Here is a 16281-nt window from a genome sequence, read left to right on the forward strand (position 1 = left end):
GATGCCATGCCCGAGGACATTCTCTTCACCCCGTTGGTGATGCGGAACCTGACGATTCCCAACCGCCTGGTTCGGTCGAGCATTTCCGGGCGGATCGACAACTACAACGGCTCCGGCACCCTCGCCCGGTTGAACTTCGAAAAGAAGTTCGCCCGCGGGGGCGTGGGGGCGATCATTTCGTCCCACGTCCCCGTCCACCTGGAAGGCCGGGTCTTGCCGAACTATGCCACGATCGACTGTGACGAGCGGATCAAGTTCTGGGCGGAAGTCGGAAAACAGGTGCGGGAGGCGAGCAACGGCGAGTGCAAGTACGTCTTGCAGCTATCGCACTCCGGCCGGCAGCAGGACATCCCCGGGATCGAAAACCTGAACCGACACCCCCGATCGGCGACCGGGCAGCGCGACGTGTTCAACGGGCTGCGCGGCGTGGAGATGACGGTCGATCAAATCCAGGAGATGATCCAGTGGTTCGTGGCCGGGGCCGTCCGGGCCCGTGCGGCCAACCTCGACGGGATCGAATTGCACTCCTCGAACGGCTACCTCTTCACGCAATTCCTGAGTTCGGCCATCAACGACCGCACCGACGAATACGGTGGGTGCTTGCAGAACCGCGCCCGGTTCCTGATCGAAGTGATCCGGGCCATCCGCAAGGCCGTCGGCAATGATTACTTCTTGATGGTCAAGGTCGGGGCCGAAGACCTCGACAATGCGGGCACGTTTCCGCTCGCGTGGAAGCAGGGCAACTCGCTCGCCGATGCCATCCAGATCGCCAAGTGGGCCGAAGAGGCCGGGGCCGACGCGCTGCACGTGTCGACTGGCAGTTCGTTCCCGCACCCGCACAATCCCGCCGGGCCGATGCCGTGGAAAACCCTGGCGCGCACCTACCAGACGGTAATCGCCAGCGGTGAGCACACCTTCCGGAACTTCCTCGCCTTTCGCTACCCCGGGCTGCGGTGGGTGGTGAAGCAGATGTGGGGCCGCACGCAGTTCTTCGTGAAGGACGGCCAGGCGGTGGCGGAGTTAATCGAGGGGCTCAACGCCGAGTCGGCCCGCCAGATCAAGGCCGCCGTCCAGATCCCTGTGCTGTGCACGGGGGGCTTTCAGACGGCGGAACGCATCCGTGAAGTGATCCGGACCAACTGTTGCGACGCGGTGACGATGGCGCGGCCGTTGCTCGCGAACCCCGACCTACCGGACATGTTCCGAACGGGCATGAACGCTGCCCCGAAGCCGTGCTCGTACTGCAACGAGTGCCTGGCCAACGTGATCGAACACCCGCTCGGGTGCTACGACCTCCGCCGCTATGACGGGAATTACGAAGAGATGATGCACAAGGTCATGTCCGTCTTCGAGGACGAAACCCCGGCGAATATGATCGCGCTGCCGATGGCCACCCCCGTGCCCACCCAGGCCGCAAGGCCGAGCGGCATGCCGCTCCGCGAATCCGGCCTCTGGACCAACGTCATCGCCTTCAAGGCGATCTACAACATCGTTACCAGCCTTGTTTTTTTCCTCCTCCCCTTCTCCGGCCCGGCGTTTAACGACATCTTTTTTACGTCCAAGGCGTTGCCCCGGACGTACTCCCAGTTGTTCTTGCTCCACGCCGCCGTGTTCGGATACGGCTTCTGGGTCGTCAGTCGGGATATCACCAAGAACCACCTCGTAATCCAACTCGGCGTGATGGCCAAACTGCTACTCGCGGGGGTGATCCTTGTGCACTGGTGGGAGGGAAACATTACACCCTACCTCCTCGGCCCCGCAGCCGTCGACCTCCTTTTCGCCCTGCTTTTTGTGATCTTTCTCGTTCGAATGAGTAAGTTCCAGCTAGGTTGTGCCAAATAGCTCGCGTGCTTGAAGGGGCCCTCCCCGGCTTTGCCGGAGAGGGGAATAACATCGCTCACGGGATTGCGATGTCGAGGGGTTCGCCCGGCTTGATGTCGCGGGTGATGCCCGAGGTGGTGGGGTCGTTGACGGCGGCCGGCAGTTGCGGGCCGGCGGCCTCGGGTGGGTGGGCGGCCGGCGGGTCGGGGGCCTTCTGCGGCGAGACGCCCTCAAGGACCACGGGCTTCTTCTCCCGGCTCTTGCCGCCGGCCGGCGTTTTCGCTTCCGCGGGCTTCGGAACCTTCGGCACCGTGACGCCGATCTTCGCCGGGCCGAGGGCCACGCTCTCGATCGTGAAGTTCCCGCCCGCGTCGATGGCCCCTTGGTGGTAGACGCCCGTCGCGTCGACGAGGATGACCGTGCCGCGGGTCAGCGGCGCGTTCTGAAAGCTCACCTTTCCGGTGACGCGCGTCTCGGTCTTGCCGCAACCGGCGGTCAGGGCCGCCACCGCCGCGAGTAGCGTCGTCAGGCCCGTTCGCGGGAAGAACTTCATCGGGCTTGTCTCGTCAGTCCTGGGAGGTGACTTCGCCGCCGTTGACGCTGGCCATCTGCGTGACCGCGGCCGCGCCGGTGTACTGGAGGAACCGCACCGAGCCGTCCACGAACAGCCAGTTCGCCCCGCCGGTGTGCAGGCTCCAGTAGTGGCAGGCCGCGGCGGGGTTCTTGACCGTGTCGGGCCGGTAGACTTCGTTGCCGGAACAGCCGGTGACGGTGCTCGTCTCCTTGTTCGGGTGGGCGAGGACGTTGTCGCTGTCGCTGTACGCCCACCACCCCCAGCGGAGGTCGGCCGAAGGCGGCCGCTCGCCGACCATGACCGTGTTGCTGGTCCCGTCGGTCACGGACGACATCTTGACCGTCTTCCGGCCGATATAGGGAGCGCGACTGTTGACCGCGAAGAGGCCGTTCTTGGCGTCGCTGCCGAGGGTTTCGTCGTTGCCGGTGACGCCCATGTACGTGGTGAAGGCTTCGCCGCCACTGCCGCCCTGTGAGGCTAGTGGGTCCGAAGGGCAGGCCAGGAGCTTCGACTTCGTGGTGAGAAAGTTCGAGTACGCCGTGGTGAGGGCGGCGGCGGTAGTGGCCGCCTCCAGGGGCTTGAACAGGTTCGCCTGCTCCACGTACGGGAGGGCACGGGTGTGCCAGCCGCCGACGTTGTCGGAGGTCGCCGGCAGGCCGTAAACGTAGTAGCCGTAGGTGTAGCCGGGGACTTCGTACTGGTTCGTGGTCGGGTTGATGGCCCCGCATCGGCCCGGGGGGAAATAGCCGCGGTCGTCGTGGTAGCCGTGGATCGCCAGCCCCCACTGCTTGAGGTTGTTGACGCACTGCGTCCGGGCGGCGGCCTCGCGGACCTTCTGCACGGCGGGCAGGAGGAGGCCGATGAGGATGGCGATGATCGCGATGACCACCAGCAACTCGATCAACGTGAACCCGCGTGGGCGGCGGGAGAGTTCCACCATGCGAGACTCCGGCACGTTCGGTTTGCGGAACCCCTCGGTTGCGAGTCGAAGGAGGTTAGAGCAATCATAACGTGAGATGGGCCGACAGGGGAGGTGATCTCCGTTTCTCTCGGGAGCATTCGACGACGCGCGGCTCCGACGTTCGGCCCCACGCGACTCCGGCTTTCGACTTCGCGCGACTCCGGCTCTCGGCCCCGGACGGGGCCGCGGAGTGTAGCCACGGGTGGAGCGCAGCGGAACCCGTGGGAGGAGAGGGAAAGTCAATCGCCCCGGATAGGGCGAAGGAATCGGCCTGCCTCCGCTGCCCCTACCGGGGCAGAAGACTCGACACCTCGTCACCGTTTGTTCGCCAGCCGTTGGAGGCTCTTTGCCGCGTCCTGGGTCATCAGACTGGCGGGGTCGCCGGCGGCCAGCTTCGACAACTCGCCTCGTGCCTCGGCGTTGCCGATACGCTCCAACAGTTCTACCGCCCGGGCCTCCGGAACGTTCGGCGTTACCGGCTTGATGATGAACGTCAACAACTTCTCGACCCGCTCCTTCGTCTCCGGCGACGGGGTCGTTTCCAGAGCGGCCTTCAACTCCTTCTCCGCGGCCTTGCCGAGCCGCTTGAGGTCTTTCAACGCGGCCTCGCGGGCGGCGAAGGCTGGGGCGTCGAGGGCGGTAATCCACGTCCCGATTTGCTCGGCCGACGGCTTGGCCGGGGCGGGCACCGGCTTCACGTTCTCGCGGATCAGGTTCATAGCCACGTCGGGCCGGTCGCCGAGCTCTCGCATCGCCTGCCAAGCGGCCTTCGCCGACGTGCCGCTGAGGCTCGCCCAGAGTTGTTTCGGCTCTGTCGGCTTCGCTTCCCACGGCTTCTTCGCGTCGTCGCCGGCCACGTCGAACAGGAGCACGGTGGAGTCGTGCCAGCCGACGGCCAGGGTGTTGCCGTCGGGCGAGTAGGCGAGCGCCGAGGTAGTGGGGTTCTCCAGGGGCAACTCCATCCGCGTCTGACCGGACGCCCACTCGACGATGCGGACGGTGTGCCGGGTGGTGCCGGTCGTCGCGTCGGACGTCGCGATGGCGAACGTGCGGCCCGACGGGTGGAATGTGGGCGGTAACTGTTGCGCGGTGCCCAGGCTGGTCAGCGTGCGGGTCAGTTTGCCGGTCGGCAAGTCCCAGACGAGCAACTGGTTCTGCTGGTCGAGTGACACGGCCGAGCGGTTGTCCGGAGCGGCTTGCAGGAATGGCGAGTACGACCGCCCGCTCTGGCCGCCGCTGGCCAGCTTCGCCCCGGTGTTCAGGTCGAACGTGGTGAACTCGGTCGTGGACTGGCCGGTCTGTTGGTGCTGGATGTTGCACAGGAAGCCGAAGTACGCGCCGTCCGGCGACACGGCGGTCGCCATGCCGTTGACGTACCGCGTGTTCTGGTCGAAGTCCATCCGCACTTCGGCGAGCGTCTCGCCGGTCTCGGTGTCCCACGCCGCCGCGGTGAAGACGTACTTGTTGCGGTCGTAGTGTTGCCCGGCCGCCCCGACCCGCCGGCCGTCCGCCGACAGCGACGGCCGCGAGTTCCCGTGGCTGTTCCGCGCGTTCGGGAAGAACAGCGTGAACTGCTCCTGCCCGGTGGCGATGTCCACGACCGTCACGCCCCCCTGGCCGCCCTGGAGGTAAATCGTGGAGGCGTCCGGGGAGAAGGTTCCCGCGTAGATGCTCCAACTGTTCGACCAGCGAACGGCCCGGGCGGGCTGGAGGCCGCGGAGGTTCGCCTTCGTGATTTCCCGCGGTGCGTTCGTGGGCGAGTAGCCGTAGGTCTCGACTTCCGCCCCGGTCGCGGCGTCCCACCGCACGACGCGGCCGTCCTGGCCGGCCGTGACGATCTGCTTGCCGTCGGGCGTGTACTGGATGATGTTGACCGGCCCGAAGTGCCCGTCCTGCGGCGTGAGCACCTTGCCCGGCACCTGCCAGACTTGCATCGTCTGGCTGTACAGGCCGAAGGCCACGGCCGGGCCGTCGGGCGGCAGGGCGACCATCTCGACGGAATTCGTCTGGGCGGAACTGACGCCGAGCCGCTTGCCGGTGTCCGCCTCCCAGACCTGCACGGCCCCGTCCTGGGACGCGGCCGCGAGCCGCTTGCCGTCGGCCGAGAGGAACAGCTTGTGGCCGACGTTGGACCGCGTGATGTACTGCCGCAGCTTCTTGCCCGTGGCCACGTCCCACGACTCGATCGGCCCGCCCTGGCCGCCGGTGTAGAGCGTCTTGCCGTCGAGGGAGAACCGGGCCGCCATCACTTGCGTCAGGCTGGTCCGCACCTTCGCGAGTTCCTTCTTCCCGGCCACGTCCCAGATTTGCACGACCGGCGCGACGGCCTCCTCGTTGTTCTGCACGTAGTGCTGGCCGAACGAGGCGAACGTCTTGCCGTCGGCGGTCAGCACGGCGTTGATGTAGTTCCGTTGGAGCACCTTCACGTCCGCGATGAAGTCGTTCTTCTCGGTGTCGAAGACGTAGGCGAAGACCTCGCCCTCCTTCTGCGGGTAGCGGGTGCCGAAGGCCAGGTAGCGGCCGTTGCCGCTGCACGACACGAGGCCGTCGCTGAGCGTGTCCAGCGCCCGCGCGAACTTGCCCTCGTTGTTCTGACGGGCCATCTTCCCGATGATGTCCCCCGTCTTCACGTCGACGACCGTGGCCGCGTTGTAGGTCGTGATGATGAGCCGCTCGCCCGTCGGCGACAGGCTCATCGTGTAGCCGGACTGGACCTGCTCCTTGAGCTTGATCGACCTCGTCTCGCGGCCGGTTTCGACGCTAATGAACTGCAACTTCTCCGGCTGCACGAACCGGACGATCGTCTTGCCGTCGGGCAGCAGTGTCGTGTGGCGGCTCAAGCTATCTATGCGGAAGAGTGTGGACCCGAGCCGTAGTTTCGCCCCGGGCGGCCGGGCGGCGGGATCGGCTTGCGAGGTGACGGATTCAGCGCGGGCGGTTGTGGACTCGGCCGGGGGCACGGCCTGCGGTTTCTCGGCGAAGGCAAAGGGACAGAGGCCGGCGAGGACCAGCAGAGTGCGGAGGAGGCGCATGGCAAGGCTCGGGAGGGAGCGAATTCGATGGCGTTATGGTAATCGAACCGCCGCTGGAAAGCCCGCCGCTCGTTACACATTCGTGACGGCCGACTATCTTGTACCTCGGCCCCTTCACTCTGCGGACGCTGACATGATTCGCCCCGCCACACCGGCCGACGTGCCGAGCATCGCAGCCCTCATCCGGGCGCTGGCCGAGTACGAAAAGCTCTCCCACGAAGTCGTGCTCGACGAGGCCACGCTCCGCGACCACCTCTTCGGCCCGCGGCCGTTCGCCGAAGTGCTGATGGCCGAGGCGGACGGCCGGGCGGTCGGGTTCGCGCTGTTCTTCTTCAACTACTCCACGTTCCTCGCCAAACCGGGCATCTACCTGGAAGACCTCTTCGTGCTGCCCGAGTACCGCGGCCACGGGTTGGGGAAGGGGCTGCTGATCGCGCTCGCGAAGCTGGCCGAGGAACGCGACTGTGGCCGGCTGGAGTGGGCGGTGTTAGACTGGAACGAGCCGTCGATCCGGTTCTACCAGGCGTTGGGCGCGCGGCCGAAGGACGAGTGGGTCTTGTACCGCATGACCCGCGAGGCGATCTCGGCCCTGGCCGCGGAGGGATGACCCGTGCGAAAGAAGTTCATCGGCTGGGCCGTGCTGGCGTCGGTCATGCTCGTGGCGTCCACGATCTGCGGGCTAGCCGTGCGGAGCTTCGTCGGACCGGACATCGACTACGACCCGTACCAGATGGCCGGTGCAAGGATGGCGGCCCCGCCGCCGCAGCGGATTCGCTACGACCTCGTCAACCGCCCCCCAACGGCGTTCGACCCGCCGGAACAACCCGGCGACCGGGAATCGCAGGAGCTGCTAAGGCCCCTGCGAGCAATCAGTGCCGAGAAGGACGTGGCAGAACTGTCCGACCGGCTGGCGCAGTTCGACACCATGCGGATGGCCGAGGAGGAAGTCGCCCTCGGGTTCTACCTGCACCGGGGCCAGCCCACGCAACTCGACATCGACACCGCCGCGTTTGACATCCGCGGGAGCGTGGCCCAACTGCTCACGGACCGGCCGGCCCTGTTCCCGACGGGCGCAGCCCAAGTCCTCCGCGTGCGGTGGTCGCCGGACCGGCGGGAGGCACAACTGCTCGCCCGCCACACGGCGACGGCGGACGGGCGGAAGACCGTCTGCTACACCCGCTGGTGGATGGCCCGCAACGGTCGCGGCGAGTGGCTCGTCTACGACTTCGACTTCCGGGACACGCACCTGCGATTCCTGGCGACGCGCAGCTACCTCGTCAACCACCCCGTGAAAGACGGCCTGCCCCTCGCCGCGAACGGCCCAGAACCAGCCGACTTGGCTTCCTTCCAGAACTACTTGCAGGCCGTCTACTGGTTGTCCCTGACGGCCGCGGGCAACGACCCGGCGACCGTAAACGCGACGGCTTGTGCGAACGGCATGGTCCAGCCGGCTCAGATTCCTGCCGTGTCGGCCGCCCGCCACGCGATGCAGCAACGCCTCGCCGCCCTGAACGGCAACCCCAACGGCGCGGCCACCTACGCTAACGTCGTGCGCCGGGAGTATCCGGACACGCCGAGTAACGTACTCGCCGAGGCGACGGCCAGGAACGCTCGCAAGGACTACGCGGCCGCCCTGGAGCGCGTGCGGGCGTACCGCGAACTGATCGGCGACAACCCTGAGGCGTACCGCGAAGAGGCGAAGGCCGAGGCCGGTTTGAAGAGCGACCCGAAGGCCGCCATCGCCGTGCTGCGGAAGGGTCTCGACGTCTTCCCCGGCGACCGCGCGTTGTTGATCGACCTCGCCCGCCGTGTGCCGGCTGACGAGCGCGAGACCGTCGGCGAACTCATCGCGAAGACCGCGACGGCCGACGTTCTGGGCGTCGCGGCGGGCTTGTTCGAGGCGCAATTCCCGTCGATCGTGGACGGCCTCGCGACCGGGTTCCTTCGCGTGAAGCCGCAGGACTCGCTCGCCCAGGTGCGGGGCGTGCAGGCCAAGGTGGCACTCAGCCAAACCAAGGCCGCCGGCGAGTTGCTATCGAAATTCCGCACCGCGAACCCCGCCGCCTGGCCGGCAACGCGGGCCGCCATCCTCGCGGAGCCGCGAGCCTTCCGCGAACCCGGCGACTACTACGACCTGTTCGCCCGCGCCGGCGAAGCCGAAGACGCCTACCGCACGATCGCCCGCCGTTCTCAAAACCTCGCCTGGACGCCGCCGAACTCGCCGGGAATTGCCGCGGCGGTCAAGCAGTTAGACGCCCTCAACACGGCCCACGCGGCGAAGTTTCCGAACGACCCGGAGTTGCTGCTCTGGCAGGCGCACGTTTCCTACGCGCGGGGCGACTTCGCGGCGGCCGACGCAAAACTGGCGACAGCGATGGCGAAGTTGAAAAAGCCAGCCACCGACGATCGCACCGCAATCGATCCTGAAGAAGCCCCGGCGAAACGTGAGGCCCGCGAGTGGGAGTGGACCGCGTACCGCCGCCTGCGAACACAGTGCCTCGCCAAACTGGGCAAGTGGAAGCAGGCGTACGAACAACTGCCGCCGGCGGGGGACACGTTCGACCAACTGGCGAACCGGTTCATCGGGGAGAACGACGAGTTCTCGCTGGCCGAGTTGTTAGAGTTGCACGCGCAAAAGCACCCGGACGACCAGGACTTACCATACTGGCGGGGCGAGGTGCAATTCTTGAGGAAAGACTACGAGGCGGCTCGGAAGTTCTTTCTTGCCGCCCAGCGACAAAAGGCCGATGCCAACGCCGCACCCGACTACCGCACGCACGAGCGACTGGTCCGCACGTACCTGCGCTTGAAGCGGCCGGCCGACGCGACGGCTCAGATGGATTGGTTCGAGCCTCGTCCGCTGATGGGGGGCGAGCCGAAAGTGTTCCTCCACGCCGTGATCGCGGTTGCGGGCGACGACCCCGACACCGTGCTCGATATTCTCGACCAGAACCCCGCGATGGCGGCCGCGCTTTACTTCGATCCGGACGCCACGGCCCTGCTGACCAAGCCGATTTTCACGCCCGTGCGACAAAAGTACCCTCCACCGGTACGATAATCCGCACCCAAGCGGAGGAACTCGCCGTGTCGCTCAAGATTCTGCTGGCGTCGTCCGAAGTGGTCGGCTTCGCCAAGACCGGGGGCCTGGCCGACGTGGCCGGGGCGCTCCCCCGTGCGCTCGCGGCCCGCGGCCATCAAGTGGCCGTCGTGATGCCGTACTACCGCTGCGTGCGGACGAGCAAACTGCCCGTCGAGCGGAGCGAGCACGTCATCCCCGTGCCCGTCGGCACCCGCACCCTGGCCTGCCGGGTCTTTCGCTCGATGTTGCCCGGCACGAGCGTGCCGATCTACTTCATCGACCAGCCCGAGTACTTCGACCGCGACGACCCGAAGGTCGGCCGCGGCCTCTACCAGCAGAGCATGCCCGGCGGGTACAAGGCCGACTACATCGACAACGCCGAGCGGTTCGTCTTCTTCAGCCGGGCGGTTCTGGAAATCGCCCACGTGACGCGGTTCATTCCGGACGTCGTCCACGCCAACGACTGGCAAACCGGCCTCGTGCCGGTGTTCCTCAACGAAATCTTCCGCGCCAAGCCGCAGTACGAGCACACGCGGAGCGTCTTCACCATCCACAACATCGCCTACCAGGGCATGTTCGGCCGCGAGGTCATGAAGCTGACCGCCCTCCCCGGCTGGCTGTTCAACCACAACCAACTCGAGTTCCACGGCCACTTCAACTTCCTCAAGGCCGGCCTGACGTTCGCCGACGCGATCAACACTGTCAGCCCGACGTACAGCCGGGAAATCCAGACGGCCGAGTACGGCTGCGGCCTCGAAGGGCTGTTGCGGCAGAACCGCATGAAGCTGTTCGGCATCATGAACGGCGTGGACTACGACGCCTGGAACCCGGCTACCGACCCGTACCTGCCGAAGCACTACGACGTTGACACAGTCTTTGAGGTGAAGCCGGATCTGAAGGCCGAGTTGCAGCACAAGTACAACCTGCCACTGGAACCCAAGAAGCCGTTGCTCGGCGTGGTCGCCCGGCTGGTGAGCCAGAAGGGGATTGACCTGATTCTGAGCGCCGCCCCCGGCTTCCTGGACCTCGGCTGTCAGATGGTGTTCCTCGGCGAGGGCGACCCGGAATACCATAACGAGCTGCAACAGTTCCGCGACAAGCACCCGCAACAAGTCGGCGTCAACATCGGCTACAGCGAATCGCTGGCCCACTTGATCGAAGCCGGGTCCGACCTGTTCCTGATGCCGAGCCGGTACGAGCCGAGCGGGCTGAACCAACTGTACTCGATGAAGTACGGCACCCCGCCGGTAGTCCGGCAGACCGGCGGCCTTGCCGACAGTGTGGTCGGCGCGACGCACGAAACCCTCCAGGCGGGCATGGCCACCGGCTTCAGTTTCGGCGACTACACGGCGAACGCGCTCTACCAGACGATCAAGTGGGCGGTGACGCTCTACCGCGACCGGCCGAAGGACTTCCAGCAGGTCGTCCGCACCGCGATGCGGCAAGACTGGTCGTGGGACCGCAGCGCCGCGGACTACGAGCGGCTGTACGAACGAGTGTTGTAAGTCGATTGCCGCGTCAACGGCGAGCGGCCCGGCGTAAGCGGGCCGTGTCTGAGTAAATCAAGACACGGCCCGCTTACGCCGGGCCGCTCGCCATCACTTCCGCGAGACTTCCCATGCGATTCGCCCTCCTTGCGTTTCTCTTCTCGCTGCCCGTCCACGCCGCCGATCCCGACTACGACCTCGTCATCCGCGGCGGCAAGATCATCGACGGCACCGGCAACCCGTGGTCCTACGGCGATGTCGCCATCCGCGGCGACAAGGTCGTGGCCGTCGGCCGCGTGCCGGCCGGTCTCGGGAAGCGGGAGATCGACGCGAAGGGGTTGGTCGTCGCGCCGGGCTTCATCGACATGCACTCGCACTCGGACACGCTCCTGCTCGAAGACGGCAACGCGCCGAGCAAGGTTCGCCAGGGCGTGACGACCGAAGTCCTCGGCGAAGGCAACTCCATTGCCCCGCACCGCGGCTTGTTGCCGGGCCGGTTCGAGACGCTGACGCAGTACGCCGAGGCGACGCGGAAGAACGGCATTGCCGTGAACGTCGCGAGTTACGTCGGCCTCGACAACGTCTGGCAGGGGGCGATGGGCACGTCGTTCGCCCGGCCGACGCCGGAGCAGTTCGCGAAGATGAAGGCGATCCTCGACGACGCGATGGCCGACGGGGCGTTCGGCCTATCGAGTATGTTGGCGATGCCACCCGGCAACCTCGCGACGACCGACGACATCGCCGAACTGTGTACGGTCGTGGCCAAGCACGGCGGCATCTTCTCGACGCACAACCGCAACGAGGGGACCGGCGTGATGGACGCGATCAAGGAAGCCATCGCTGTCGGCGAGAAGGCCGGCGTGCCGGTGGACATCATTCACCTGAAGATCGCCGACCAGAAGCTGTGGGGCAAAATGCCCGACATCATCGCTCTCATCGACGCCGCCCGCAAGCGCGGCGTGAACGTGCAGGCCAACGTCTACCCGTACACTCGTGGGAACAACGACCTCGCCAGCATCGTCCCGCCGTGGGCGCACGAGGGCGGCAAGGCAAAGTTCCTGGAGCGACTGAAGGACGCGAGCGTGCGGCCGCGGCTCAAGAAGGAAATTCAGGAGGGGCTGCCCGGCTGGTACAACCACTACACGGCCGTCGGCGGGGACTGGTCGCGGATGCTCGTCAGCGCCAAGGGTTCCTACGAGGGGCTGACGATGGATCGCGTCATCGCCGCGAAAAGCAAAGACGTGTCGCCGACGCCGGACGCGATGGACATCTTGTTCAACATTCTGATCGCGGAGGGCGGCTCGGTTTCGACGGTGTACGAACACCACACCGAGAAGGACATGAACCTGGCGATGCAGCAGCCGTGGTGCTCGATCGGGTCCGACGGGTCGGCCTACGCGACCGAAGGCCCACTTCGCCGCGGCAGCCCGCACCCGCGAAACTTCGGCACCTTCCCTCGCGTCCTCGGCGTCTACGTCCGCGAGCGCGGCGTCGTGCGACTGGAAGACGCCGTCCGCAAGATGACCTCGCTGAACGCGGCCAAGATCGGTCTAAAGGACCGCGGCCAACTGCGGGCGGGGAACTTCGCCGACGTGACCGTCTTCGACCCGGACCGCGTGATCGACATGTCCACCTACGGCGACCCGTTCCACTATGCCGAGGGGATCGCGTTCGTGGTGGTGAACGGCCAACTCGTCCTCGACAACGGCAAGCCGACCGGCGCGAAGCCGGGCGCGGTGCTGAAGCACGGGCGATAGGTCATCCCATCCGCGGTATCGTTCCGATACTCTCAACGGCGAGCGTCGCGGCGTAAGCGACGTGCCTTCCCCGCAGGTAGACACGTCGCGCTTACGCCGCGACGCTCGCCGTTGAGATGGCACACGGTTGGCCGACCGACTTCACGCCGGCACGCTCGTCACCGGAGTCGCCGGCATCATCGCCGGGAAGCTCAGTTTCAACTTCGGCATCAGCCGCATGACCACCACGAAGAAGCCGAGCGCCTCCACGGTCAGCAGGATGCCTTGCAAGTTCGTCCAGATCGCGGCCGCCAACGTGATCGCCATGATGACGACCGCCGGCAGGACGATGCCGACCAGCGCGAAGCGGTAGCCGACGATCGTGGCCGACTGCACACCGATAATTGTGAGCGCCACGGCCGCCGACACCACCACGGCCGTCTCCAGCGAAATGTACTCCTGGGCGAAGTACATCAGCGGGTACGCCCCGGCGAACGTGCCGACGGTAAGCAGCAACATCCAGCGGTCGAACGTCGTCACGCCGGCCGAGTGGACGACCAGCCCGGCGACGAGGCCGAAGACGCACACGCTGAGCGGGCCGAGCCACGTCAGTTCGCCGAGGCGGTCGATCGGCGAAATGCCGAGGATGTCCAGCCGCAGCGGTTGGCCGAACATCAGGCGGTCGTACTTCCAGGCGTAGTTCGTTGTGCCCGACGACCGGCTCAGGTTCGTCGGTTGCAGCGACAGTTCCATCAGCCGCACGTCGGAGCCGTGGGCCGCCAGAGCGATCTCGAACTTGTCGAGGATGCCGCCGGGGGGCACGGAGAGTTCGTACAGCCCTTTCCCGACGGCCGAGTACCGCACGTCCATCGGCGTCGGTTCGGCCGTCAGAGAGCCGCGCCAGACGAGCTTGTTGTCGCGAATGGCGACGGTTTCGCTGGGCTTGCCGCCGGCCGTGATCTTCAGGTCCGCGAGCGAAATCACCTGCGGCGGCAACGGCAGTTCCAACTCGCACTCCTCCTTCTCACCCGGCGGACTGGTCGCCTGAATCTGGCACTCGAACCGGGCCTCGTAGATCGACTCCGGCGTGGCCGTGCCGACGCTCAACTTCGGCGTGAGGGCGATGTCGGCCGTGAACGACTTCACGTTCGCCTTCGGCCGTGGCTTCGGCGGCACGGTGGGCGACGCCGCTTCGCGGGCGACGTTCTGCGCCTCCATTTGCTGGGCGGCCCCGGCCTTCGCCGTGCTCGCGAGCTTCGAGTTGATGGCCGCCTGCCGGACCTTCTGCACGGCCGGCAACAGGAAGCGGATCAGGATGGCAATGACGACGATGACGACGACGAGTTCGATGAGCGTGAACGCCCGATTGCGGGTGGACATGGGAACCTCTGGCGAGTGCCGAATGACGTGAAGAAATGAGTCATCCGGATCTACCCGCCAGGCAACCGCCGGGTTTCACTCGGTTTCTTCCCACACGCTGCTGTAGGCGTCGATCGATTCGAAGTGCGCGATCATCGCCTGGTAGAACGGGTGGTTCGCCAGCGTGGCACTGTCGCCGATGACGATGAGCGACCGGCGTGCGCGGGTGAAGGCGACGTTCGTGCGGCGGGTGTCGCCAAGGAAGCCGATGTCGCCCTCGTTGTTCGACCGCACCAGCGAAATGACGATCGCCTCCTTCTCGCGGCCCTGGAAGCCATCCACACTATCGACTTCTACGTCGGGCAGTTTGTCCTCTAACAATCGGACCTGGGCCCGGTACGGCGTGATGACGCCGATGGCGTCGGCGGGGACACCGGCGGACAGCAGGCGGCGGACATAGGTCGCGGTCAGTGTCGCTTCCTGCGGGTTGCGACGGCTGCCGCTCTCGTCTTCGAGTTCCTCGTCGTACCCGGCACCGGCGGTGTCGATGAACTTCACCGGCCGTTCGGTCTGTGGTTCGCGGGTCACGCCATCCAGGTCGCAGAGGAGGTGGCCGGCGACCGACTCGTGCGCGACGAGTGCGCCGTTGTAAAACTGCGCGTTCGAGAAGCCCATGATGGCCGCGTTCATGCGGTGCTGAACCGTGAGCAGCCGCGCGACCTGATCGCCGTACAGGTTGACCAGTCGTTCCATCAGGCTGACCGCGAGGCCGTCCTCGGCCGCTTCCGTCGAGAGGATCGTAGCCGGCAATTGGCAGTGGTCGCCGGCGAGCACGACCTTCGAACAGCGCAACAGTGGCAGCCAGCACGCGGGTTCCGTGCTCTGGGCGGCCTCGTCGATCACGGCCAGGTCGAAGCGGCGGGGGCCGAGGACATCGCTCGTCAGGCCGGTGAGTGTGCCGCAGACGATCATGGCTTCGTCGAGGATGCGATCAGCGGCGAGTCGCTCGAACTGCCGAACTTCCCCCAGCAGCGCACGGGCTTCCCGCCGCAGGGCGGCCTTCTCACCGGGTTGCGGCTTCTCGCGCGTCCAGGTGTCGGCCTGCTGGAAGAGGGCGTTCGCGTCCTTCGCGATCTTGCGAGCCTGTCGCGCGTCGGCGTGCTTCTGCACAAGTAGATCGAGAACGCGGCCACGGAGGGCTTCGCTCACGCGGGCGGGGTGGCCGATGCGGACGGGTTCCTCGCCGGCAGCGAGCAGTTTTTCGAGCAGGTTGTCCACCGCGTGGTTGCTCGGGGCACAAGCCAGCACGCGCTCGCCTCGGGCGACGGCCTGCCGGATCAGTTCCACCACGGTCGTCGTCTTGCCCGTGCCCGGCGGGCCGTGGATGACGGCCACGTCCTTCGCCGCGAGCGCGAAGCGAACGGCTTCCCGCTGGGGTTCGTTCAGGTGCGACGCGATGGCCAGCGAGGGTGATTCCGCTTCTTCCGGCTCGCGCTCGCCGAGCAGCACGGCCCGCAGTTCGGCGAGGCGGTCGTTGTTCGCGGTGGCCGCCCGCCGCAGGGCTTCCTGCTGCCGCAATCGCGAGACTTCGTCGAAGGACAGGTCGAGCCGCCACGCCGCGTCGTCGGGTAAATCATCGTCGGGCGGTTCGATGGCCACGCCGATGCTGGTGAACTCGCGGTCGAAGACCACGCCGCGGTACGAGTCTCGGCGGCGGTTGCTACCGTCCTGGTTCACCAGCACCGGCGAGCCGGGTTGCAGGCGGTTCGGCGGCAGCCGGTCGGCTCGCATCGACCGCGTGAACGTGAGCAACAACCGCCCCCCGAGGCCGAACTCGGACTCGCGCAGGGTCAGCCCGCGGAGGGCGATGCCGTCGCGTGCCGCGGTTTCCGATTGCGCCGCCCGGCGGATGGCGTCTTGCTCGGCGACGGCTTCGAGGTCGAGCAGTTTCGACAGGCGGGCGAAGTGGTCTGCCCCGGTGAAGTCGGCCTTCCCGGCCATCATCACCCGCACCGGCCGCTCGGAGAACTTCGTGCCGTCGAGGGCCTTGATGACAGCGTCGGCCCTCCCGTCCGGCACTTCCACTACCGCCGACGGCCCGGCGAGCGTGATCGCCCCGACCTGCTTGCGATCGAGCTTGCCGCCGTTGCAAACGAACGCCAGCACCGCACCCGGCGAGCACTTCCGCGGGACGGGTTGAATCTGAATTCGGGCCATCCCGTCGTTGTATCA

Annotated in this window: 10 protein-coding genes; 5 read left to right on the plus strand and 5 right to left on the minus strand. The window is 66.5% G+C overall.

Translation table 11 applies throughout. The features are described from left to right. Nucleotides 1–6 precede the first annotated feature (6 nt). Nucleotides 7–1842, plus strand: a complete 1836-nt coding sequence (locus PX52LOC_RS01985; RefSeq protein WP_149108507.1) for an NADH:flavin oxidoreductase — start codon at nucleotides 7–9, stop codon at nucleotides 1840–1842. Between the two features lie 55 nt (nucleotides 1843–1897). Here the strand turns inward: PX52LOC_RS01985 and PX52LOC_RS01990 are convergent, their stop codons facing one another. The 3 genes from PX52LOC_RS01990 to PX52LOC_RS02000 form a co-directional block, all read right to left on the minus strand. Beyond that, on the minus strand, nucleotides 1898–2374 hold the full coding sequence (locus tag PX52LOC_RS01990) for a hypothetical protein (protein WP_149108508.1): 477 nt from the start codon (nucleotides 2372–2374) through the stop codon (nucleotides 1898–1900). A gap of 13 nt (nucleotides 2375–2387) precedes the next feature. Beyond that, nucleotides 2388–3335 carry a DUF1559 family PulG-like putative transporter gene (locus tag PX52LOC_RS01995; protein ID WP_149108509.1) on the minus strand — a complete coding sequence of 316 codons (948 nt, stop codon included), beginning with the start codon at nucleotides 3333–3335 and terminating at the stop codon, nucleotides 2388–2390. Nucleotides 3336–3670: 335 nt separating this feature from the next. Next, nucleotides 3671–6388, minus strand: a complete 2718-nt coding sequence (locus tag PX52LOC_RS02000; RefSeq protein WP_149108510.1) for a WD40 repeat domain-containing protein — start codon at nucleotides 6386–6388, stop codon at nucleotides 3671–3673. Nucleotides 6389–6521: 133 nt separating this feature from the next. Here PX52LOC_RS02000 and PX52LOC_RS02005 point away from each other — a divergent pair, with 133 nt between their 5' ends. The 4 genes from PX52LOC_RS02005 to PX52LOC_RS02020 all read left to right on the plus strand — a co-directional run bounded on the left by PX52LOC_RS02005 (nucleotide 6522) and on the right by PX52LOC_RS02020 (nucleotide 12711). Continuing rightward, a complete protein-coding gene (locus PX52LOC_RS02005) occupies nucleotides 6522–6995 on the plus strand; it encodes a GNAT family N-acetyltransferase (RefSeq protein ID WP_149108511.1) in 474 nt (157 codons plus the stop codon). Between the two features lie 3 nt (nucleotides 6996–6998). Beyond that, nucleotides 6999–9446, plus strand: a complete 2448-nt coding sequence (locus PX52LOC_RS02010) for a tetratricopeptide repeat protein (protein WP_149108512.1) — start codon at nucleotides 6999–7001, stop codon at nucleotides 9444–9446. A 26-nt stretch (nucleotides 9447–9472) separates the two neighbouring features. Next, on the plus strand, nucleotides 9473–10972 hold the full coding sequence (gene glgA / locus PX52LOC_RS02015) for a glycogen synthase GlgA (RefSeq protein WP_149108513.1): 1500 nt from the start codon (nucleotides 9473–9475) through the stop codon (nucleotides 10970–10972). Nucleotides 10973–11085: 113 nt separating this feature from the next. Then, nucleotides 11086–12711: an N-acyl-D-amino-acid deacylase family protein gene (locus PX52LOC_RS02020; protein WP_149108514.1), complete on the plus strand. Its 1626-nt coding sequence runs from the start codon at nucleotides 11086–11088 to the stop codon at nucleotides 12709–12711. Nucleotides 12712–12852: 141 nt separating this feature from the next. Here the strand turns inward: PX52LOC_RS02020 and PX52LOC_RS42255 are convergent, their stop codons facing one another. Both PX52LOC_RS42255 and PX52LOC_RS02030 read right to left on the minus strand, forming a co-directional pair. Beyond that, nucleotides 12853–14070, minus strand: coding sequence for a prepilin-type N-terminal cleavage/methylation domain-containing protein (locus tag PX52LOC_RS42255; protein ID WP_246173632.1), 1218 nt, complete (start codon nucleotides 14068–14070; stop codon nucleotides 12853–12855). Nucleotides 14071–14145: 75 nt separating this feature from the next. Then, complete coding sequence (locus tag PX52LOC_RS02030) at nucleotides 14146–16266, minus strand: AAA domain-containing protein (RefSeq protein ID WP_149108515.1); 2121 nt, start codon at nucleotides 16264–16266, stop codon at nucleotides 14146–14148. Nucleotides 16267–16281: the final 15 nt, after the last annotated feature.

Source organism: Limnoglobus roseus (assembly GCF_008254045.1).
In the GTDB taxonomy this organism is placed as follows: domain Bacteria; phylum Planctomycetota; class Planctomycetia; order Gemmatales; family Gemmataceae; genus Limnoglobus; species Limnoglobus roseus.

Excerpts from the sequence above, each read along its gene's own strand:
- PX52LOC_RS01985 (WP_149108507.1), top strand. The coding sequence starts at position 7 with ATGCCCGAGGACATTCTCTTCACCCCGTTGGTGATGCGGAACCTGACG.
- PX52LOC_RS01990 (WP_149108508.1), bottom strand. The coding sequence starts at position 2,374 with ATGAAGTTCTTCCCGCGAACGGGCCTGACGACGCTACTCGCGGCGGTG.
- PX52LOC_RS01995 (WP_149108509.1), bottom strand. The coding sequence starts at position 3,335 with ATGGTGGAACTCTCCCGCCGCCCACGCGGGTTCACGTTGATCGAGTTG.
- PX52LOC_RS02000 (WP_149108510.1), bottom strand. The coding sequence starts at position 6,388 with ATGCGCCTCCTCCGCACTCTGCTGGTCCTCGCCGGCCTCTGTCCCTTT.
- PX52LOC_RS02005 (WP_149108511.1), top strand. The coding sequence starts at position 6,522 with ATGATTCGCCCCGCCACACCGGCCGACGTGCCGAGCATCGCAGCCCTC.
- PX52LOC_RS02020 (WP_149108514.1), top strand. The coding sequence starts at position 11,086 with ATGCGATTCGCCCTCCTTGCGTTTCTCTTCTCGCTGCCCGTCCACGCC.
- PX52LOC_RS42255 (WP_246173632.1), bottom strand. The coding sequence starts at position 14,070 with ATGTCCACCCGCAATCGGGCGTTCACGCTCATCGAACTCGTCGTCGTC.
- PX52LOC_RS02030 (WP_149108515.1), bottom strand. The coding sequence starts at position 16,266 with ATGGCCCGAATTCAGATTCAACCCGTCCCGCGGAAGTGCTCGCCGGGT.